The organism is Planotetraspora thailandica (assembly GCF_016863335.1).
Lineage (GTDB): Bacteria > Actinomycetota > Actinomycetes > Streptosporangiales > Streptosporangiaceae > Planotetraspora > Planotetraspora thailandica.
Genome location: NZ_BOOR01000074.1, coordinates 1 through 18,142, shown reverse-complemented (window position 1 = coordinate 18,142; position 18,142 = coordinate 1). Strand labels below are relative to the sequence as shown.

Annotated in this window: 19 protein-coding genes, 1 tRNA gene and 2 riboswitches; of the genes, 10 read left to right on the top strand and 10 right to left on the bottom strand. The window is 69.6% G+C overall.

The window, feature by feature from the left end:
- Nucleotides 1-21 precede the first annotated feature (21 nt).
- The 4 genes from Pth03_RS36425 to Pth03_RS36410 form a co-directional block, all read right to left on the bottom strand.
- On the bottom strand, nucleotides 22-1,365 hold the full coding sequence (locus Pth03_RS36425; RefSeq protein ID WP_203949047.1) for a formimidoylglutamate deiminase: 1,344 nt from the start codon (nucleotides 1,363-1,365) through the stop codon (nucleotides 22-24).
- 352 nt (nucleotides 1,366-1,717) lie between these two features.
- Entirely contained in the window at nucleotides 1,718-3,499 is a 1,782-nt protein-coding gene (locus Pth03_RS36420; protein ID WP_203949046.1) for an ABC transporter ATP-binding protein, read from the bottom strand.
- Between the two features lie 90 nt (nucleotides 3,500-3,589).
- Nucleotides 3,590-3,784 carry a hypothetical protein gene (locus Pth03_RS36415; protein ID WP_203949045.1) on the bottom strand — a complete coding sequence of 65 codons (195 nt, stop codon included), beginning with the start codon at nucleotides 3,782-3,784 and terminating at the stop codon, nucleotides 3,590-3,592.
- Nucleotides 3,785-3,887: 103 nt separating this feature from the next.
- Nucleotides 3,888-4,619, bottom strand: a complete 732-nt coding sequence (locus Pth03_RS36410) for a FadR/GntR family transcriptional regulator (RefSeq protein WP_203949044.1) — start codon at nucleotides 4,617-4,619, stop codon at nucleotides 3,888-3,890.
- Nucleotides 4,620-4,760: 141 nt separating this feature from the next.
- Here Pth03_RS36410 and Pth03_RS36405 point away from each other — a divergent pair, with 141 nt between their 5' ends.
- Genes Pth03_RS36405 through Pth03_RS36390 form a run of 4 tightly spaced genes read left to right on the top strand, consistent with a single transcriptional unit; the run spans nucleotide 4,761 to nucleotide 8,983 of the window.
- Nucleotides 4,761-6,098 carry a glutamine synthetase family protein gene (locus Pth03_RS36405; RefSeq protein ID WP_275413276.1) on the top strand — a complete coding sequence of 446 codons (1,338 nt, stop codon included), beginning with the start codon at nucleotides 4,761-4,763 and terminating at the stop codon, nucleotides 6,096-6,098.
- Between the two features lie 44 nt (nucleotides 6,099-6,142).
- Complete coding sequence (locus tag Pth03_RS36400; protein WP_239119645.1) at nucleotides 6,143-7,489, top strand: aldehyde dehydrogenase family protein; 1,347 nt, start codon at nucleotides 6,143-6,145, stop codon at nucleotides 7,487-7,489.
- A gap of 4 nt (nucleotides 7,490-7,493) precedes the next feature.
- The gene (locus Pth03_RS36395) at nucleotides 7,494-8,258 is read left to right on the top strand and encodes a 3-oxoacyl-ACP reductase (RefSeq protein WP_203949041.1); all 765 of its coding nucleotides are present in this window, start codon (nucleotides 7,494-7,496) and stop codon (nucleotides 8,256-8,258) included.
- Between the two features lie 29 nt (nucleotides 8,259-8,287).
- Nucleotides 8,288-8,983, top strand: a complete 696-nt coding sequence (locus tag Pth03_RS36390) for a gamma-glutamyl-gamma-aminobutyrate hydrolase family protein (RefSeq protein ID WP_203949040.1) — start codon at nucleotides 8,288-8,290, stop codon at nucleotides 8,981-8,983.
- Between the two features lie 69 nt (nucleotides 8,984-9,052).
- Here the strand turns inward: Pth03_RS36390 and Pth03_RS36385 are convergent, their stop codons facing one another.
- The 3 genes from Pth03_RS36385 to Pth03_RS36375 all read right to left on the bottom strand — a co-directional run bounded on the left by Pth03_RS36385 (nucleotide 9,053) and on the right by Pth03_RS36375 (nucleotide 11,135).
- On the bottom strand, nucleotides 9,053-9,379 hold the full coding sequence (locus tag Pth03_RS36385; RefSeq protein ID WP_203949039.1) for a hypothetical protein: 327 nt from the start codon (nucleotides 9,377-9,379) through the stop codon (nucleotides 9,053-9,055).
- A 106-nt stretch (nucleotides 9,380-9,485) separates the two neighbouring features.
- Nucleotides 9,486-10,400: a hypothetical protein gene (locus tag Pth03_RS36380; RefSeq protein ID WP_203949038.1), complete on the bottom strand. Its 915-nt coding sequence runs from the start codon at nucleotides 10,398-10,400 to the stop codon at nucleotides 9,486-9,488.
- 105 nt (nucleotides 10,401-10,505) lie between these two features.
- A complete protein-coding gene (locus Pth03_RS36375) occupies nucleotides 10,506-11,135 on the bottom strand; it encodes a DNA topoisomerase IV subunit B family protein (RefSeq protein ID WP_203949037.1) in 630 nt (209 codons plus the stop codon).
- Between the two features lie 128 nt (nucleotides 11,136-11,263).
- A riboswitch (glycine riboswitch) is annotated at nucleotides 11,264-11,361 on the top strand.
- Nucleotides 11,362-11,457: riboswitch (glycine riboswitch) on the top strand. It begins immediately after the preceding riboswitch.
- 44 nt (nucleotides 11,458-11,501) lie between these two features.
- On the opposite strand from Pth03_RS36375, the gene gcvT reads away from it, so the two are divergent.
- The 3 genes from gcvT to Pth03_RS36360 are packed head-to-tail and all read left to right on the top strand — an operon-like array spanning nucleotide 11,502 to nucleotide 14,380.
- The gene (gcvT, locus tag Pth03_RS36370) at nucleotides 11,502-12,596 is read left to right on the top strand and encodes a glycine cleavage system aminomethyltransferase GcvT (protein ID WP_203949036.1); all 1,095 of its coding nucleotides are present in this window, start codon (nucleotides 11,502-11,504) and stop codon (nucleotides 12,594-12,596) included.
- Nucleotides 12,593-12,982 carry a glycine cleavage system protein GcvH gene (gene gcvH, locus Pth03_RS36365; RefSeq protein ID WP_203949035.1) on the top strand — a complete coding sequence of 130 codons (390 nt, stop codon included), beginning with the start codon at nucleotides 12,593-12,595 and terminating at the stop codon, nucleotides 12,980-12,982. The genes gcvT and gcvH overlap by 4 nt, the downstream gene beginning before the upstream one ends.
- Before the next feature lie 27 nt (nucleotides 12,983-13,009).
- Entirely contained in the window at nucleotides 13,010-14,380 is a 1,371-nt protein-coding gene (locus Pth03_RS36360; protein WP_203949034.1) for an L-serine ammonia-lyase, read from the top strand.
- A gap of 144 nt (nucleotides 14,381-14,524) precedes the next feature.
- Here the strand turns inward: Pth03_RS36360 and Pth03_RS36355 are convergent, their stop codons facing one another.
- Nucleotides 14,525-14,989: a hypothetical protein gene (locus Pth03_RS36355; RefSeq protein ID WP_203949033.1), complete on the bottom strand. Its 465-nt coding sequence runs from the start codon at nucleotides 14,987-14,989 to the stop codon at nucleotides 14,525-14,527.
- 14 nt (nucleotides 14,990-15,003) lie between these two features.
- Nucleotides 15,004-15,603: a DUF6286 domain-containing protein gene (locus tag Pth03_RS36350; protein ID WP_203949032.1), complete on the bottom strand. Its 600-nt coding sequence runs from the start codon at nucleotides 15,601-15,603 to the stop codon at nucleotides 15,004-15,006.
- A gap of 201 nt (nucleotides 15,604-15,804) precedes the next feature.
- Here Pth03_RS36350 and Pth03_RS36345 point away from each other — a divergent pair, with 201 nt between their 5' ends.
- Nucleotides 15,805-16,980 (top strand): amino acid deaminase/aldolase, encoded by a 1,176-nt coding sequence (locus Pth03_RS36345; protein ID WP_203949031.1) that lies wholly within the window; start codon nucleotides 15,805-15,807, stop codon nucleotides 16,978-16,980.
- 15 nt (nucleotides 16,981-16,995) lie between these two features.
- Here Pth03_RS36345 and Pth03_RS36340 read toward each other — a convergent pair whose 3' ends face one another.
- Entirely contained in the window at nucleotides 16,996-17,304 is a 309-nt protein-coding gene (locus tag Pth03_RS36340) for a DUF3618 domain-containing protein (protein WP_203949030.1), read from the bottom strand.
- Between the two features lie 133 nt (nucleotides 17,305-17,437).
- Here Pth03_RS36340 and bcp point away from each other — a divergent pair, with 133 nt between their 5' ends.
- Together bcp and Pth03_RS36330 are read left to right on the top strand one after the other, a co-directional pair.
- A complete protein-coding gene (gene bcp / locus Pth03_RS36335; RefSeq protein WP_203949029.1) occupies nucleotides 17,438-17,905 on the top strand; it encodes a thioredoxin-dependent thiol peroxidase in 468 nt (155 codons plus the stop codon).
- Between the two features lie 161 nt (nucleotides 17,906-18,066).
- Nucleotides 18,067-18,142: transfer RNA gene (locus Pth03_RS36330), tRNA-Leu, on the top strand.

Below are 18,142 nucleotides of genomic sequence, written 5' to 3'. Positions count from 1 at the left end.
CGCCCACTCGGCGCAAACCCGCTAATTCCTGGCCGCAGCGATCGCCTCGCGCAGCATCGCGCCGACGTCGCCGAGCACGTGCCGCCCGTCTTCGACGACCCTCCTGCCGCCGGCGACCACGGAGTGTACGTCGGCCGCCGTCGCGGCGAACACCACCGCCTCCGCGGCCGTGGCCCGCGTCGCGCCCGCCGTACGGACCGAGTCGAGCCGGACCGACACGAGGTCGGCCCAGCCTCCGGGGATCAGGGACCCGGCGTCGGGGAAGCCGAGAGAGGCGTGACCGGCCGCCGTCGCGGCGCCGAGCAGTTCGGAGGCGTGCCAGTGCCCGCGCTCCCCTGTGGCCAGGCGCTCGTCCAGCTCGACGGCCCTGGCCTCCTCGAACAGGTCGATGACCGCTTGGCTGTCGGAGCCCAGCGTGATCGGCGTCCCGGCCTCGAGCAGCCTGCGGGCGGGCCCGATGCCGTCGGCGAGGTCACGCTCGGTCGTTGGGCACATGCACACGTGGGTGGTCGAGCCGCCGAGCAGCGCCACGTCCACGTCCGACAGGTGGGTCGCGTGGACGGCGGTCGAGCGCGGGCCGAGCGCGCCGTGGTCGTGCAGCACCTGGACGGGTGTGGCGGAGTAGGCCTCGACGCACGCCTCGTTCTCCGCGGGCTGCTCGGAGACGTGCATGTGGAGCGGCGCGGCCTGCCGATGGGCGAATTCGACGACCACGGGCATCTGCTCGGGCGGAACCGCGCGCACCGAATGGATGGCCGCTCCGATCTCCACGTCGTCGGCGTCCGCGTACGCCGCGGCGAGCTCGTCGGCCCTGACCGCCCAGCGCTCGGCGTCCCCGTCGCCGAAGCGCAGCTGCGTGCCGACGAGGGCGTCGCCGATGCCGCCGGTCAGATAACACGTGTCGAGCAGGGCGATCCGCAATCCGGCCTCCCGCGCCGCACGCACGAGGACGTGGCCCATGGCGTTGGGGTCGTCGTACGGCACGCCGCCGGGGCCGTGGTGCAGGTAGTGGAACTCGGCGACGCAGGTGACGCCGGCCAGGGCCATCTCCGTGTAGGTCGCCCTGGCCAGCGCGAAATAGGTGTCGGGGTCGAGGCGGCCGGCGACGTCGTACATCTGCTCGCGCCAGGTCCAGAAGCTGCCCCTGTCGGTCTGCGTGTGGGCACGGAGCGCGCGGTGGAAGGCGTGCGAGTGGGCGTTCGCCAGGCCGGGCAGGGTCAGGCCGGCCAGCCGTACGGAGCCGGGGGGCGCGGGAACCCCCGGATGGATCTCCGCGATGCGCGGGCCGTCGGTGATGACGGCGACGCTCTCGACGACCTCACCGGGCGGCAGCCACACCATCTCGCACCAGTAGGTCACGTGCACAGATCCTCCAGGGCAGCGGCCACGGCCTGACTCTCGGTCGTTTCTGACAAATCATGCCCTGCGGCACGCGGCCGGTGAACGTCTCCGTTCACACGGAAAGGCGGTGAAGAGCGGCGAAATGGGCCGGGGCGCCCCGGCGTACACCCGCCGAGGCGCCCCGCCCTTCGGCCGTCGTCCCCGGACGCGCCCGCACGCGCGTTGAGCCCGGGAGCTCCGGCTGAGGTGAAGGAGAGGTTCCGCAATCCGGGAGTTCCCGATTTCCCCACGCGCCAAGCTGCGGACCGACGTAAAGCCTGCGTACGGCTTTGCCATCACCGCCACGGGTGTCCCATGCGCCTCACCGATACCGGCTTCACGTGGACACGAGGAACTGGGTGGCGGCCAGCTCGCGGTACAGGTCGTCGCTCGCGACGAGCTCGTCGTGGGTGCCGGCGGCGCGCACCCGTCCGCCCTCCATCACGATGATCCGGCCGGCCTCGGTGACGGTGGACAGCCGGTGCGCGATGATCAGGACGGTCGTATCTCTGGCGACCTCCGCCACGACCTCGCGCAGGCTGAGTTCGTTGACGGCGTCGAGCTGCGAGGTCGCCTCGTCGAGCAGCAACAGGCGCGGACGGCGCAGCAGGGCCCTGGCGATGGCGACCCGCTGGCGTTCCCCGCCGGACAGCAGCACCCCGCGATGCCCGACGGGCGTCTCCAGTCCGTCGGGAAGGCGTGCGACCAGGTCGTCCAGGCGGGTGCGGGCCAGCGCGCGCTCGATCTCCCCGTCGGTGGCGCCGGGCGCGCCGAACACGAGGTTCTCCCTGAGCGTCCCGGCCAGCACCGGGGCGTCCTGCTCGACGTATCCGAGCGCGGCGCGCAGCTCGCCGAGCGGCCAGTCGCGGATGTCCCGCCCGCCGACCTGGATGTTCCCGGCCTGCGGCTCGTAGAACCGCTCGATGAGGCCGAAGACCGTCGACTTACCTGCCCCCGAGGGGCCGACCAGCGCCGTCATCCCGCCCGCGGGCACCTCGAAGCTCACCTGCTCGTGGACCACGGGACGGTCCCCGCCGTACCGGAAGACCACCCCGGTGAACGTCACGCCGACGGGCTCGCGGCCCGCCTCGACGGCCGTCTCGTCGTGCCCGTCGTGCTTGGAGGGCGGCTCGACCGGGAGGGCGGCGACCTCCTGGATCCGGGTGACGGCGGCCAGTCCGACCTGCAGCTGGGTCAGGTTCTGGACGAGCTGCCCGATGGGCGAGATCAGGTAGAAGAGGTAGAGCAGGAAGGCGATCAGCGACGAGACCTCCATCGACCCGCTCGCCACCCGCGCCCCGCCCACGCCGAGCACGGCGACGAACGCGAGCTGGACCGACATCCAGGCGCCCGTGCCCGCCAGCGAGCTCCACGCGGCGGCCGTCACCCCGCGGTCGCGCGCCCGGGCGGCGGCCGCGTTGATCTCGGCGATCTCGCGGGACTCGGCCCCGCTGGCCTTGACCGTGCGGAACGCCTGCAGGGCGCGGTCGAGCACCGAGCCCATCTCCCCGAGCGCCACCTGCGCGTCGAGCGACGCCTTGCGGATCTTGGAAGCGAGCGAGAGACCGAGGAGTGCGACCAGGGCGACCACCGAGAGGGTGACCAGAAGCAGCACGCCGTCCACGTACGCCATGAGGGCGACCGCGCCCAGGAACATGAAGACCGACCCGACCGACCCGGCGAGCGCCTCGGTGCAGACCGCCCGCAACAACGTGGTGTCGGAGCTGACCCGGGAGAGCAGGTCGCCCGGCTTCAGCCGGTCGACGTCGGGCACCCTCAGCCGCAGGATGCGCTCGACCAGGCTCGTCCGCGAGCCGAACACGATGCCCTCGCCCGTGCGCTCGAGGACGTACCGCCCTGCGGCCGCGACCAGGGCGCTGACCAGGACCGCTACCGACAGGACCACCAGGGGCGCGACCAGGGCCTCGCCCTTCCCGAAGGCGTCGACGACCGATTTGGCGAGAACCGGCATGGCCAGCCCCGCGGCCGTCCCCGCCAGGCTCAGCACGGCGCCGAGCACGAGCGCCCTTTTGTGCGGGCGTACCAGGCCGAGAAGAAGCCGCCACCCCGGCGGGTTTTTCGACGGCGGACCGTCCGGTTCCGTGACGTCTGACTGCATGAACTCCCCCAGGGGCGCGGGGCCCTGCCGCATGGTCAACTCGCACTGACGCTATGCGAGGAAGGGCGATCGCGCGCACCCGGAGGCGTCTCAGCCGGCTACGCCGTACCTCTGTCGAGCCTCACGGGACATATCGGCTATTTCATGCCATATCAGGCACAATTTGGCCTCGGCCTCTTCCGTACGGGCCTCCGCGGCGAGCAACCGGTCGCCCGTCAGCCCGGCGGCTTCCCGTTTCAGTTGCGCCGCCATTTCCTGGAATTCGAAGAACTCACGCGACTCCATGCCGTCCACTCCCCACCCTGGAACGACTTCGCATGGATAAATACCCAAATAGCACTCGCAAATTCGCGAAGCTATTTGATATCGCGCAAAAGTGACTGATCGGTCAGCTGAGGAATCCGCGCAGCAACGCGGCGGTGCCTTCGAGATGCTCGGCCACCGCCCGCCTGGCCGCCTCGGGATCGCCGCCGAGGATCGCGGCGACGATGGCCGCGTGCTGCACGGCGGCGTGCTCGATGTTGGGCTGGAGCACGGGGATCGCGTTGAGCAGGTCGGTCACCCGCAGGCGTGCGTCGGCGCAGGCCGAGATGAGCAGCGGCGATCCGGTCAATTCCGCGATGGACAGGTGGAAGGCGGTGTCCATGCGCCGGTAGTCGGCGGGGGCCGCGTCGTTCACCTCCGCCAGTCGCGCGGCGAGCGACTCCCGCTGCGCGGCGGTGAGGTCGGTTCCCGCCAGAATCTGGGCCGCGCCGCATTCGACGGCCATGCGGAAGGTCAGCGCGTCCTCCAGGCCCCCGGGGCCCATCTCGTTCACGGCCTTGCGCAGATCGCCCTTGCGCGGACTCGGCGGCTGGTAGACGACGAACGCGCCGCCGTACCGGCCGCGCCGTACGTCGAGGAAGCCGGACTCCTGCAGCGCGCGGATCGCCTCCCGTAAGGTGACGCGGCTGATGCCGAGCTGGGCGGCGAGCTCACGCTCGGGCGGGAGCTTCTCCCCGTGGCCGACGACCCCGAGCTTGATCGCCTGGAGCAGCCGCTCGACGGTCTCCTCGAAGGCGTTGCCCGCCCTGACCGGTCGCAGCAGCGAGACACCGGTGGCGCCCGCCGACCTGACCATGACCTGCCGTCCCCCTTCGCCCGGGCCTCCGTCCCCGGAGGTTAAACCTTAGAAGCATTGTTGACGAAGGCCGGGCGCTGGTGCTTGCATGCCCTCCAATGGTCTGTTTCCAGACTTTTGGCAGGAGGCGCCGTGCTTGACGTGGAGCAGCTTCGCGGCGACATCGAGACGGGCCGCGTCGACACGGTCCTGCTCGCCGTCACCGACATGCAGGGCCGGCTGCAGGGCAAGCGCCTGGCGGCGCGGTACTTCCTGGAGGAGGTGCTGAACCACGCCGCCGAAGGCTGCAACTACCTGCTCGCCGTCGACGTCGACATGAACACCGTGGACGGCTATGCCATGTCGTCGTGGGAACGCGGGTACGGCGACTTCGTGATGAGGCCCGACCTCGCGACCCTGCGCCGGGTGCCCTGGCAGGAGGGCACCGCCCTGCTGCTGGCCGACCTCGTCTGGGAGGACGACACCGACGTGGTCGCCTCTCCCCGCCAGATCCTGCGCCGCCAGATCGCGCGGCTGGCCGAGCGGGGATGGACCGCCTTCGTCGGCACCGAACTGGAGTTCATCGTCTACGACGACACCTACGAGGAGGCGTGGCGGCGCGGCTACCGCGACATGCGCCCCGCCAACCTCTACAACGTCGACTACTCGCTGCTCGGCACCGCCAGGATCGAGCCGCTGCTGCGCAAGATCCGGCTCGGCATGGAGGGCGCGGGCCTGTACGTCGAGTCGGCGAAGGGCGAGTGCAACTTCGGCCAGCACGAGATCGCCTTCAGGTACGCCGACGCCCTGACGACCTGCGACAACCACGTCATCTACAAGAACGGCGCCAAGGAGATCGCCGCCCAGGAGGGCCGGTCGATCACGTTCATGGCCAAGCCCAACCAGCGCGAGGGCAACTCGTGCCATATCCACATCTCGCTGCGCGACGCCGACGGCCGGCCGGTGATGGCGGGGCCGGAGCCGCACGGGCTGTCCAAGGTGGGCGAACACTTCATCGCGGGCCAGCTCGCCGCGCTCAGGGAGCTGACCCTCTTCTACGCGCCCAACATCAACTCCTACAAGCGGTACGTCCCCGGCAGCTTCGCCCCCACCGCGGTGAAGTGGGGCGTCGACAACCGCACCTGCGCGCTGCGGCTGGTCGGCCACGGCACGGGGCTGCGGGTCGAAAACAGGGTGCCCGGCGGCGACGTCAACCCCTACCTCGCCGTCTCGGCGCTGATCGCCGCCGGCCTGCGGGGCATCGATGAGGAACTGCCGCTGGAGGAGCCGTACTCGGGTAACGCGTACGCCGCGGGCGCCGGAACGGTGCCGAGCACGCTTCGCGACGCGCTCTCGCTCTGGGAGGGGTCGCGGATCGCGGAGGCCGCGTTCGGCAAGGACGTGGTCGAGCACTACGCGAACAACGCACGGGTCGAGCTGGCCGCCTATGACGCGGCGGTCACCGACTGGGAGCTCTATCGGGGGTTCGAAAGGCTTTGAAGATACTCAATCCGGCGACCGAGGAAGTGATCGCCGAGGTCGAAATGGCGGACGCCGCGGAGGTGGACCGCGCGGTCGAGGTGGCGCGCCGCGCGTTCTCGGCCTGGCGAGCGGTCGCCCCGGGAGACCGGGCCCGGTTGCTGCGGCGCTTCGCCCAGAAGGTGGAGGACCACGCCGAGGAGCTGGCCGCGCTGGAGGTCGCGGGCGCCGGTCACACGATCGGCAATGCCCGGTGGGAGGCGGGCAACGTCCGCGACGTGCTGAACTTCTACGCGGGCGCGCCCGAGCGCGACCACGGCAAGCAGATCCCGGTGCCCGGGGGCGTGGACATCACGTTCTCCGAACCCCTGGGCGTCGTCGGCGTGATCGTGCCGTGGAACTTCCCGATGGTCATCATGACCTGGGGCATCGCACCGGCGCTCGCCGCGGGGAACACGGTGATCGTCAAGCCGGCCGAGTGGACGCCGCTGACGGCCTCGCGGCTGGCCGAGCTCGCCCTCGAGGCGGGGCTCCCCGAAGGGGTGCTCCAGGTGCTCCCGGGCGAGGGAGAGGTCGCCGGTGCGAGGCTCGTCGAGCACCCCGGCGTCAGCAAGATCGTGTTCACCGGGTCGACCGAGGTCGGCAAGCTGATCGCCGCCAAGGCCGCCGACCAGGTGAAGCGGCTGACGCTCGAGCTCGGCGGCAAAAGCGCCAACATCGTCTTCGCCGACTCCGACCTGGCCAAGGCCGCGGCCGCCGCTCCGATGGCCGTCTTCGACAACTCCGGCCAGGACTGCTGCGCCCGCTCGCGCATCCTGGTGGAGCGTTCCGTCTACGACGAGTTCCTCGACCGGCTCTCCGACGCCGTGCGCGCGGTCACGGTGGGCGACCCGCTCGACCCCGCCAACCAGATGGGACCGCTCATCAGCGCCGAGCACCGCCGGCGGGTGGCGTCGTTCGTCGACGCCTTCTCCGGCGAAGCGGAAGGCGTGCACACGACCGGGTCGTGCCCGTCCGGACCCGGATTCTGGTTCGCGCCGACGGTGCTGGCCGCTCCCGGCGGCTTCGACCCGCTGGCGGGGGGCTCCGGCGCCTTCCACCGGGCCTTCACCGAGGAGATCTTCGGCCCGGTCGTGTCCGTCGTCCCGTTCGACGACGAGGCCCATGCCGTACGGATCGCGAACAACACGGCCTACGGACTTTCCGGGTCGATCTGGACGCGCGACGTCGGGCGGGCACTGCGGGTGGCCCGCGCGGTCGAGGCGGGCAACCTGTCGGTGAACTCCCACTCCAGCGTCCGCTACTGGACGCCGTTCGGCGGTTTCAAGCAGTCCGGCCTCGGCCGGGAGCTCGGCCCCGACGCCCTGGCCGCCTTCACCGAGACGAAGAACGTCTTCATTTCCACGGAGTAGACACATGCAGCGTTTGCAAGACCGCGTCGCCGTAATCACGGGTGCGGGCAGCGGCATCGGCCTCGCGACGGCTCGGCGCTTCGCCCAGGAGGGCGCGAAGATCGTGGCCGTCGACCTCGACGAGGTCGCGGGCGCCAAGGCGGCCGGCGAGCTCGGCGGCCTGTTCGTCAAGGCCGACGTGGCGAACGAGGACGACGTCGTGCGGATGTACCAGACCGCGTTCGACACCTTCGGCAGCATCGACATCGCCTTCAACAACGCGGGGATCTCGCCGCCCGACGACGACTCCATCCTCGACACGGGCATCGACGCGTGGCGCAGGGTCCAGGAGGTCAACCTCACCAGCGTCTACCTGTGCTGCAAGCACGTCCTGCCGTACATGCGGCGGCAGGGCAAGGGGTCGATCATCAACACCGCCTCCTTCGTCGCGGTGATGGGCTCGGCCACCTCGCAGATCTCCTACACCGCCTCCAAGGGCGGCGTGCTCGCGATGAGCCGCGAGCTCGGCGTGCAGTTCGCCCGCGAGGGCATCCGGGTCAACGCCCTCTGCCCGGGACCGGTGGACACCCCGCTCCTGCAGGAGCTGTTCGCCAAGGACCCTGAGCGTGCCCAGCGGCGGCTCGTGCACGTGCCGATCGGCCGGTTCGCCCGCGCCGAGGAGATCGCGGCCGCCGTGGCGTTCCTGGCCTCCGACGACGCGAGCTTCATCACCGCGTCGGAGTTCCTGGTCGACGGCGGCATCTCCGGCGCGTACGTCACCCCCCTGTAGAACCGGCATCCGATCCGAGCGAGGTGGTCATGTCACGACCGGTCATCGGCATCACGTGTTATGTGGAGCCCGCCAAGTTCACCGTCTGGGACATGACCACCGCGCTGTTGCCGTACATGTACGTCGAGCACATCGCGCGGGCCGGCGGCCAGCCGGTCATCATTCCGCCCGCGGGTGTTCCGGCCGAGCTGGCCGGCCGGCTCGACGGCCTGATCATCGCGGGCGGAGGCGACATCGATCCGGCGCGGTACGGCTCCCGCCCGCATGAGCAGACGGGATACATCCGGAAATTTCGTGATGAGGCGGAGTTCGGGCTGATGCGTGCCGCGCTCGACCACGGCCTGCCCTTCCTCGGCATCTGCCGCGGGCTTCAGGTGCTCAACGTGGAACTGGGCGGCACACTCCAGCAGCACCTGCCTGACGTGGCCGGGCACACCGGCCACTCCCCCGCCCCGGGCACCTTCGGCCGGGTCCCCGTACGGCTCTCGCCGTCACTTGCCAAGATCTACGGCGACGACGAACTGACCCCGGCCCACTACCACCATCAGGCGATCGACCGCCTGGCGGACGGCCTGGAAATCACCGCACGCTCGGACGACGGGACGATCGAGGCCGTCGAGGTCACCGGACTACCGTTCGCCCTCGCCGTCCAGTGGCATCCCGAGGCCGACGAGGACGGCCCCCTCTTCGACGCCCTCGTCACCGCCGCCGGCCGTGTCGGCTGACGGAAAGCTCGGAAAGAGCGCGCCCGAAGTGTGCTGGAGAACGCGTGCCGGAATCGCTCCGGAGCCACTTCAGGCGAAAAGTTCGTCCGCCGAGTTCACCGTGACCGCGCGGTGGATCCAGGTCTCCAGCACATTCAGGTCGTCGCAGCTGGTGATCCGATCGCGCGTGTCAGAGGAGACCTCCAGGCCACGAGCGTCGAGCACAGCCAGGACCGCCGCGGCCTCGCCTTCCGCCCGGCCCTCCGCTCGACCTTCCGCCCAACCCTGATCGACCCAATGGGACAGGTACTGACCGGCGATCCGCTCGTAGTCGTGGCTCGTCGTGGTCACGATCTCCTCCAGGTGCTTGCGCGCCACGCTGGGCGGCACGGCGAACGCGTAATTCACCCTCGCCATCCAGTGGCACCCCGAGCAACGAGGACAGCCCTCTCCGACGCCTCCGCCAGGCGCGCCGGCTGACGGAGGGCTCAGGAAATCGAGCCGAAAGTACGGCGGAGCCGCTTCAGGCGAAAAGTTCGTCCGCCGAGTTCACCGTGACCGCGCGGCGGATCCAGGTCTCCAGCACATTCAGGTCGTCGCAGCTGGTGATCCGGTCGCGCGCGTCAGAGGAGATCTCCAGGCCACGAGCGTCGAGCACAGCCAGGACCGCCGCCGCCTCGCCTTCCGCCCGGCCCTCCGCTCTGCCCTCCGCTCGACCTTTTGCTTGGCCCTCCGCCCGGCCCTGGTCGACCCAATGAGACAGGTACTGACCGGCGATCCGCTCGTAGTCGTGGCTCGTCGTGGTCACGATCTCCTCCAGGTGCTTGCGCGCCACGCTCGGTAGCACGGCGAACACGTAGTTCAAATATAGCTTCGCCCGATCCTCGTCCAGGGTGTCCATCGCCGCGAGCATGGCCTGCAGCGCCAGCACGATCTCGGGCCGTTCGGCGTGCGCTGTGGCCGACAAGACGGCCAACTCGGGACAGGCGCGCGCCCGCTCCGGATCGGTGATCAGCGGGATGCGACCCGGGTGGACCGCCAGCGGAGTGATCGTGCCGCCGGGACCCAGCGCGATCACCTGCTCGCACCAGCGGGCCACCGCCGGATCCGGGCAGATGACCATCAGGGCGGTCGGGCACTCCAGCCGGGCCCGCAACGCCGTGACGTACACCGGCCAGCTGAACCGCTTGCGCGCGTCGTGACGGTTCTGCACCTCGACGATCAGCGCCAGCTGAGCCCCTCCTGCCGCGTCGCGCAGCACCACCACTGAATCGGCGCGGAACTCCACCGGGACCAACTGTGTGCAGTCCACCGCCTCCACCGCGGCGGTGGCAAACGGAGGCGGCTGGACACCGGCGGCGTCCCGCAGCAACTCCACCGCGGTCATCGGGTGATTGTGGATCAGCTCGATGGGCATCTCATGGTCGATTCCTGGCACAGGCGGTAAGTTACTCTTCGAATTTGCAAGATTACGGAGAGTTTCATAAATATCCCTGCCCTGGTGAAGCACCGGTGATCGGTGCAATGTCCCGCGCACTTGCGCTCAGGGCCGTCCGGCATTCGGTGCCGCCCATTCCCTGCTGGTACGGAGATCGCGGATGGTGACGTGCCCGCCATGGGGTTCCGGACAGTGGGTGCCGTGCAGATCCAGCGAATCCAGATCGGTGGTGATCGCCGAACCGGGAGCGAAGAGGGCGGGATCCAGTTCACAGGACAAGCGGGTGCCGCCGCCCGCGGATGGCTCGAACTCTTCCGGCGCCCCCAGCGGCCGTAGGCCCGCGAGCTCCTGCCGGAAGCCGCGGCCGTCCCGCCAGACCTCGACGACGGTACGCCCGCTGAGTGCGGCCGCGGCGCCGCTCAGCCATCGATCGGGGCCGAGCAGGGAGTCGTAGTAGCCCGGCCGAGGCCTGCCTTGGTCGTCCAGAGCGTCGGTCAGGTCGTCTTCCACGGAGAACGCGAGATCGGCGGAGATCTCCGCGTGTGCCCGCGCCGTGTGCGGCGGGCCGACACGGGTGGCCGGATGGAGCGCATGCCCGACGACCTCAGACAGGACTCGCGTGGCCAGTTCCGGGCTCTCCCGGGACGCACGGAAGTACATGGCCGTGCGCGTGCGGACGGAGTCGTCGAACTCCAGAATCGTGATGTCCGCCGCGCTGTAACGGTGCTCCGCCATGTCGGTGACGCTACTTCTCGCGCGCGCTCTCCACGGGATACGGCCGGATTCGCCAGCAGACGGTGCAAAAGGCGCCCGGCGGGCGTTACCGTGACCAGCGCCTACCCACTAGGCTGACGGGACACCGGTGACCCCGTGCGGGAGAGCGTCCTGGCATCCGGTCAGGGCCCCTGAAGGAGCAAGCCCTCCCCGCGAACCTCTCAAGGCAAAGGACCGTGCGGGTCAGGTGACCTCTGGAAAGAAGGCCTCACGGCCTCGCCGAAGGTGAAAGTCCGGCAAAGAACGGGCGAAGCTCTCAGGCACCGATGACAGAGGGGGAGGATGCCCAATAGTCAGACGCAGCATCCGTCCTCCTAAGGTGCGTTAATGCCCCGATCCACTCCGTTGCATGAGGTCCACGAAGCCCTCGGCGCCACCTTGACCGACTTCGCCGGATGGCTCATGCCTTTGCGCTACGGCAGCGAGTCGATCGAGCACAACGCGGTAAGGAACGCCGCCGGGCTGTTCGACCTCTCCCACATGGGAGAGATCTTCGTCACCGGCCCCCAGGCCGCCGAGGCCCTCGACTACGCCCTCGTCGGCCACATCAGCGCGCTGGCCCCCGGCCGCGCCCGCTACACCATGATCGTCGCTCCGGACGGCGGCATCCTCGACGACCTCATCGTCTACCGGCTCGCGCCGGAGGAGTTCCTCGTCGTCGCCAACGCCTCCAACTACCTTCTCGTCGCACGTGAGCTGACCGAGCGGGCCGAGCCGTACGAGGCGCGGGTCGACGACAGGTCCGACTCCTACGCCCTCGTCGCCGTACAGGGCCCGAGAAGCACCGAGATCCTCGGCAAGCTGACCGACGCCGACCTCGTCGGCCTCAAGTACTACGCGGGCCTCCCCGGCACGGTCGCCGGGCGGGAGGCCCTCATCGCGCGCACGGGCTACACCGGCGAGGACGGCTTCGAGCTGTTCGTCGCGAACGCCGACGCCGTGCACGTCTGGAACGCGCTGACCGAGGCGGGAGCGGACTTCGGGCTCGTCCCCGCAGGCCTGTCCGCCCGCGACACGCTCCGGCTTGAGGCGGGCATGCCGCTTTACGGCAACGAGCTCACCGCCGACCTCACGCCGTTCGACGCCGGCCTCGGCCGGGTGGTCCGGTTCGACAAGCAGGGCGACTTCGTCGGACGGGAGGCCCTGGCGGCGAAGGCCGAGGGCGAGACGCCGGCCCGCCGCCTCGTCGGGCTGGTGGCACGCGGCCGCAGGGTTCCCCGCCACGGTTACCCCGTCACCCAGGACGGCGTGCCGGTCGGCGAGGTCACCAGCGGCGCGCCCTCGCAGTCGCTCGGCAAGCCGATCGCCATGGCGTACGTCGCCCATGCCGCCGTCGAGTCGGGCGGCCTCACCGTGGACATCCGTGGCAGCCATGAACCGGTCGACGTCGTTGACCTGCCTTTTTACAGGAGGAGCAAGTGAGCAGCATTCCCGACGACCTGAGCTACACCAAGGATCACGAGTGGGTGTCCGGGCTCGATGACGGCCGCACCGTGACGGTGGGCATCACGGCCTATGCCGCCGAGCAGCTCGGTGACGTGGTCTTCGTCCAGGTGCCGGAGGTGGGCGCCGGGGTCACGGCCGGAGACGCCGTGGGCGAGGTCGAGTCGACCAAGTCGGTCAGCGACATCTTCGCGCCTGTCACCGGCGAGGTCGTGGAGGTGAACGCCTCCGTCGTCGACGACCCGTCGCTGGCCAACTCCGACCCGTACGGCGAGGGCTGGTTGTTCCGCGTGCAGCTCAGCGAGGACCCGGAGGACCTGCTGACCTCCGCCGAATACACCACGCTCACCACCGCCGAGTCCTGATCCACCACCGGGCAAGGACATCGATCAATGGCGATCAGCGTCTTCGACCTGTTCAAGGTGGGCATCGGGCCGTCCAGTTCACACACGGGCGGCCCGATGGCCGCGGCGCACAAGTTCGCCCGCGGCCTCCACGCCGACGGGTTGCTGGAGAAGGTCACCGAGGTCAGGGTCATCCTGTACGGCTCGCTCGGGCTGACCGGCAAGGGCCACGGCAGCGACAAGGCCGTCCTGCTCGGCCTCTCCGGTGAGAAGCCCGAGCTGGTCGACGTCGACGGCGTCGAGGCCAAGCTCGCGGCGATGCGGGCGGACGGCGCCGTCCGCCTGTACGGCACGCACGAGGTTCCCTTCGTGGTCGGTGAGCACCTGGTCTTCGAGCGGAAGTTGTCGCTGCCGCACCACCCCAACGGCATGCGGTTCACCGCGTTCGCCGATGGGACGCCGTTGCGGGAGAAGGTCTACTACTCGGTGGGCGGCGGCTTCGTCGTCGACGAGAACGCCACAGGAGCCGACCGGATCAAACCGGACGACACCGTGCTCCCCCACCCGTTCACGACCGCCGCAGAACTCCTCGACCACTGCGCCGAGACGGGCCTGTCGATCTCCGGTCTGATGATGGAGAACGAGCAGGCCTTCGGCCGTACGCCGGAGGAGATCCGCGCCGGCCTCCTGCACCTGTGGTCGGTCATGGCCGAATGCGTGCGCCGCGGCACACACAGGGAGGGCGTCCTGCCGGGCGGCCTCAAGGTGAAGCGGCGCGCCAACCAGCTCTACCGGAGACTGCAGAGCGAGGCGGACGCCGACCCGTTGCGGGCCATGGACTGGGTGACGTTGTTCGCCCTGGCCGTCAACGAGGAGAACGCGGCGGGCGGCCGCATCGTGACGGCCCCGACGAACGGCGCCGCCGGCATCATCCCGGCGGTTTTGTCGTATTACACGAAGTTCGTCCCGGGTGCCGACGACGACGGGATCGTCCGGTTCCTGCTGACCGCGGGGGCCATGGGCGTGCTCTTCAAGGAGAACGCGTCCATCTCCGGCGCGGAGGTGGGCTGCCAGGGTGAGGTCGGTTCGGCCTGCTCGATGGCGGCGGCCGGGCTGACCGAGGTGCTGGGCGGCACTCCCGAGCAGGTCGAGAACGCCGCGGAGATCGGCATCGAGCACAATCTCGGCCTGACGTGCGACCCCATCGGCGGTCTGGTGCAGATTCCCTGCATCGAGCGCAACGCGGTGGCGTCCATCAAGGCGATCGCCGCGGCCAGGATCGCGCTTCGCGGGGACGGCCGCCATTTTGTGGCCCTCGACAAGGCCATCAAGACCATGCGCGACACCGGCAGGGACATGCTCGACAAGTACAAGGAGACGTCCCGAGGCGGCCTGGCGGTCAACGTCATCGAATGCTGACCCCACCCCCTCCAACCCCTGGGTGTGATCATGCAGAAGTTCGGGGAGACGGCACCTGACCTGCACACATCCATTTCGTGATCATGCAGAAGTTCGGAGACGCGCCCGGTGACGTGCGCGTCTCCACTTCGTGATCATGCAATGTCAGCGGCGGCGCACGTGGAGTCTGACCATGGCGGGGATCCCCTCGCGATCGACAGCGCCGCGCACCCGTGAGACGGCCTGGCCGTCCAGGCAGGCGATCAACTCGTGCAGATCGCCGCGCGGCGCCATGGAGATCCCGATGCGCAGGCGTTTTTCGCCGACCAGCCTGACGTGGATCCTGGCGACGCCTTCGATTCCCTTCATCGCGACGCCGAGCATGGCCGTCCCCGTTCCGGTACGGCTCCCGCAGCGGCCCCAGCCGAGCGCGACCACCAGCCAGCGCGTCACGGTCAGCGCCACCAGTATCGCGGCGGCCGCGGCCAGAGGCCGGGACCACGCGTTCCGCTCGAAGAAGGACAGATCAACGATCTGGGTGTCGAGGTGATCGGCTCTGAGAGCCAGGACACCCATGCCCGCGATCATCATGAGCGTGCCGACGAGTCCGATGCCGACGCGATTCCCCATGTATGGGCGCATCGTCAGAGCCTCTTCCTGCGTAGCCGTACGACCACCTCATGACGGCACTGGGCGCCGAGTCCGGCGAGTTGGTCGCCGACGGCGCCGCCGACCTCGCGGAGCAGTTCGCCCGTGCGCTTGGCGTCGGTCACGACCACGACCTCGATCTGGCCGCGCAGGATGCGCACCCGGGCCCGCGCGACGCCTTCCACCGACTGGGCGGCCACGGCGAGCGTCCTGGTCAGGCCGCTCCGGGTCAGTCCCATGACGAGCAACGGATCGTCGCTCTCCAGAGGCACCAGCCTGGGCCTGCCCGGCAGTACGGCCAGGGCCACCAGACCCACCCCGCAGGCGATCATGGCGGCGGCGGTGCCGGGAACGGCGGGATCGCCGAAGGTGGTCGCCAGCAGGCGGCGCAGGGGCGGCGAGACGACTGGCGAGCCGAACATCGTCGCGATGATCTCGACGGCCACGCCCCAGGCGCAGACGGTGAGCGTCGCCGCCACCAGGACCCCCGCAGGCGTACGACCCGGCCGCAGCGCCCGGACGAGGTTGCGCCGTTCTTCCCGCCGGCCGTCGCCTTTCGCCGACGATCCCGCGAAGATCTCTTGGACGACGCTCATCAACCGCTCACTTCTCCCCAGCACGGCATCGGATCCGCTCTCTAGTCACCCGTCCAGGGGTACACGGCGAGAGCCGCCGGGGAGCCGATCACCCGCGGTCTTGCTCGATCATGACGGAGCGGGACCGAAGATTTTGCCGATGGCACAGTTAACATGAGCGTGGCTCATTTAATTTGCGCCCATTCGTACTAGGCTGCGCGCATGGACGACCGACAGCGCCTCGACCGGGCCACGGCGGGATTGGAGCCGCCTTTCGCGGTCGTCGACATGGACGCGCTGCGGGCCAACGCGCAGAGCATGGTGCGCAGGGCCCACGGCAAGCCGATCCGGGTGGCGAGCAAATCGATTCGCAGCCGGGCGGTCCTGGAACGCGTCCTGGCCATGGACGGCTACGCGGGCGTCATGGCCTTCACCCTCCCCGAGGCGCTCTGGCTCGTGTCGCACGGCCTGCGGGACGTCCTCGTGGCGTATCCGACCGTCGACGTGCCCGCTCTGCGTGCGCTCGGGTCCGACGCCCACGCCCGTGCCGGAATCACGATCATGGTGGACTGCCCCGATCATCTGAACCTGATCGAAAGCCTCCACCTTCCCCGCCCAATCCGGATATGTCTGGATCTGGATGCTGGATTTGTGGCGTTCGCCGGGAAGTTTCGCGCCGGGGCCCTGCGCTCCCCCATCCGCCACCCGGACCAGGCCGCCCGGATCGCCGCCGACATCGCCAGGCGGCCCGCCATGCGGCTCGTGGGGCTCATGTCCTACGAGGCCCAGATCGCCGGCGTCGGCGACCGGGTGCCCGGGGCGTACGGCCGGATGCTGCGCCTCGTCCAGAGCCGGTCCCAGCGGGAACTCGCCGTACGGCGCGGCCAGGTCGTGCACGCCGTACGGCAGGCCGTCGACCTGGAGTTCGTCAACGGCGGGGGCACCGGGTGCATCGAGCGCACGGCGGCCGAGGAGGCGATCACCGAAGTGGCTGCCGGCTCCGGCTTCTTCCATCCGCGGCTGTTCGACTTCTACCGGAACTTCACCGGGCGGCCCGCGGCGATGTTCGCGCTGCCCGTCGTGCGCAAGCCGGCCCCGGGGGTGGTCACCGTGCTCGGCGGGGGATATCCGGCGTCTGGCTCGTCAGGACCCAGCCGCCTGCCGTATCCCCATCTGCCGGCGGGGTTGACGTACGACGGCAACGAGGGTGCGGGCGAGGTCCAGACGCCGCTGGTCGGGCAGGCCGCGCACGATCTGCGGATCGGCGACCGCGTCTGGTTCCGGCACGCCAAGGCGGGCGAGTTGTGCGAGCGTTTCGCCAGCCTGCATCTCATCGAGGGCGACAGGATCGTCGACGAGGTCCCCACTTACCGCGGAGAAGGCCAGACCTTCCTCTGACCCTGGCGGGAAGGGTCAGCGGGAGCGGCGGCGGAGCAGGATGATGGCGGCGCCCACCACCAGGACGGCCCCGAGACCGACGAGCACCGGGGCCATCGACCGCGGCGGATACTCTTCCTCGGCGCCCTTCTGCCCGGGCGAAACCCCCACGAGTTCGCCGATGGACGACGCCAGATGCTCGGCGTTGGCCTTGACCTTGGCGACGCCTCGTTCGGCCACCCGCTTCGGGCTCACCCGCTCCGCGATGGCGTCGACCGTGCGAGCCAACTCGGCCCTCGTACGCTCGATCTCTCGCTCCAGCGCGTCGGGATCGGTGTCAGCCATGCGATCCCCTCCTGTGCTATTCGTGGGTGATCAGTCTGCCAGGTCCGGCGCGCGCCCCGCACAACGGCCGAACCGGTAGGTTGGTGAAGGCTTGTCCGCACGTTGACGCGGGTCGCTTCCGCGGGAGGTATTCATGAGCAGGCTCGAAGCCGGCGACGCCGCGCCGGATTTCACCCTCACCGACGACGAGGGCAACGAGGTGTCACTCGAGTCCTTTCGCGGCAAGCGCGTCATTCTGTATTTCTACCCAGCGGCGATGACTCCAGGCTGCACCAAGCAGGCCTGTGACTTCCGCGACAATCTGGGCGCCCTGACCGCCCAAGGCTTCGTCGTCCTCGGAGTTTCAAAGGACAAACCGGCCAAACTCCAGCAGTTCCGCGCCCGCGACGCGCTCACCTTCCCGCTCCTGTCCGACGTCGACCTCGACGTCCATAAGGCGTACGGCGCCTACGGCGAGAAGACCAACTACGGCAAGACCGTGATGGGAGTCATCCGCTCGACGTTCGTCATCGACGGTGACGGCAAGATCGAGAAGGCGCTCTACAACGTGAAGGCCACCGGCCACGTCGCCCGGCTGGTGAAAGAGCTGGGTATTTCCTGACTCGTACGGTTCCAACCGCCGAGGGCCGCCCAAAACGGGCGGCCCTCGGCGGTTGCCAGCCTGTACGATGAGGCGACGCCGGACCTGATCCTCATTTTCACGGGAAATTTCCGGTAGCGATTTCCTGCCCGTCATTCCAGGATGGGCAGGAAACACGACGAGGGGCCGTAGTCCAACGGCAGAGACAGCGGCTTTAGGTGCCGTCCAGCGTGGGTTCGAATCCCACCGGCCCCACCA

Excerpts from the sequence above, each read along its gene's own strand:
- Pth03_RS36350 (WP_203949032.1), bottom strand. The coding sequence starts at position 15,603 with ATGAGCGTCGTCCAAGAGATCTTCGCGGGATCGTCGGCGAAAGGCGAC.
- gcvT (WP_203949036.1), top strand. The coding sequence starts at position 11,502 with ATGCCCCGATCCACTCCGTTGCATGAGGTCCACGAAGCCCTCGGCGCC.
- Pth03_RS36340 (WP_203949030.1), bottom strand. The coding sequence starts at position 17,304 with ATGGCTGACACCGATCCCGACGCGCTGGAGCGAGAGATCGAGCGTACG.
- Pth03_RS36345 (WP_203949031.1), top strand. The coding sequence starts at position 15,805 with ATGGACGACCGACAGCGCCTCGACCGGGCCACGGCGGGATTGGAGCCG.
- Pth03_RS36400 (WP_239119645.1), top strand. The coding sequence starts at position 6,143 with ATGGCGGACGCCGCGGAGGTGGACCGCGCGGTCGAGGTGGCGCGCCGC.
- Pth03_RS36355 (WP_203949033.1), bottom strand. The coding sequence starts at position 14,989 with ATGGGGAATCGCGTCGGCATCGGACTCGTCGGCACGCTCATGATGATC.
- Pth03_RS36390 (WP_203949040.1), top strand. The coding sequence starts at position 8,288 with ATGTCACGACCGGTCATCGGCATCACGTGTTATGTGGAGCCCGCCAAG.
- Pth03_RS36395 (WP_203949041.1), top strand. The coding sequence starts at position 7,494 with ATGCAGCGTTTGCAAGACCGCGTCGCCGTAATCACGGGTGCGGGCAGC.
- bcp (WP_203949029.1), top strand. The coding sequence starts at position 17,438 with ATGAGCAGGCTCGAAGCCGGCGACGCCGCGCCGGATTTCACCCTCACC.
- Pth03_RS36375 (WP_203949037.1), bottom strand. The coding sequence starts at position 11,135 with ATGGCGGAGCACCGTTACAGCGCGGCGGACATCACGATTCTGGAGTTC.
- Pth03_RS36360 (WP_203949034.1), top strand. The coding sequence starts at position 13,010 with ATGGCGATCAGCGTCTTCGACCTGTTCAAGGTGGGCATCGGGCCGTCC.
- Pth03_RS36385 (WP_203949039.1), bottom strand. The coding sequence starts at position 9,379 with ATGGCGAGGGTGAATTACGCGTTCGCCGTGCCGCCCAGCGTGGCGCGC.
- Pth03_RS36420 (WP_203949046.1), bottom strand. The coding sequence starts at position 3,499 with ATGCAGTCAGACGTCACGGAACCGGACGGTCCGCCGTCGAAAAACCCG.
- Pth03_RS36410 (WP_203949044.1), bottom strand. The coding sequence starts at position 4,619 with ATGGTCAGGTCGGCGGGCGCCACCGGTGTCTCGCTGCTGCGACCGGTC.
- Pth03_RS36415 (WP_203949045.1), bottom strand. The coding sequence starts at position 3,784 with ATGGAGTCGCGTGAGTTCTTCGAATTCCAGGAAATGGCGGCGCAACTG.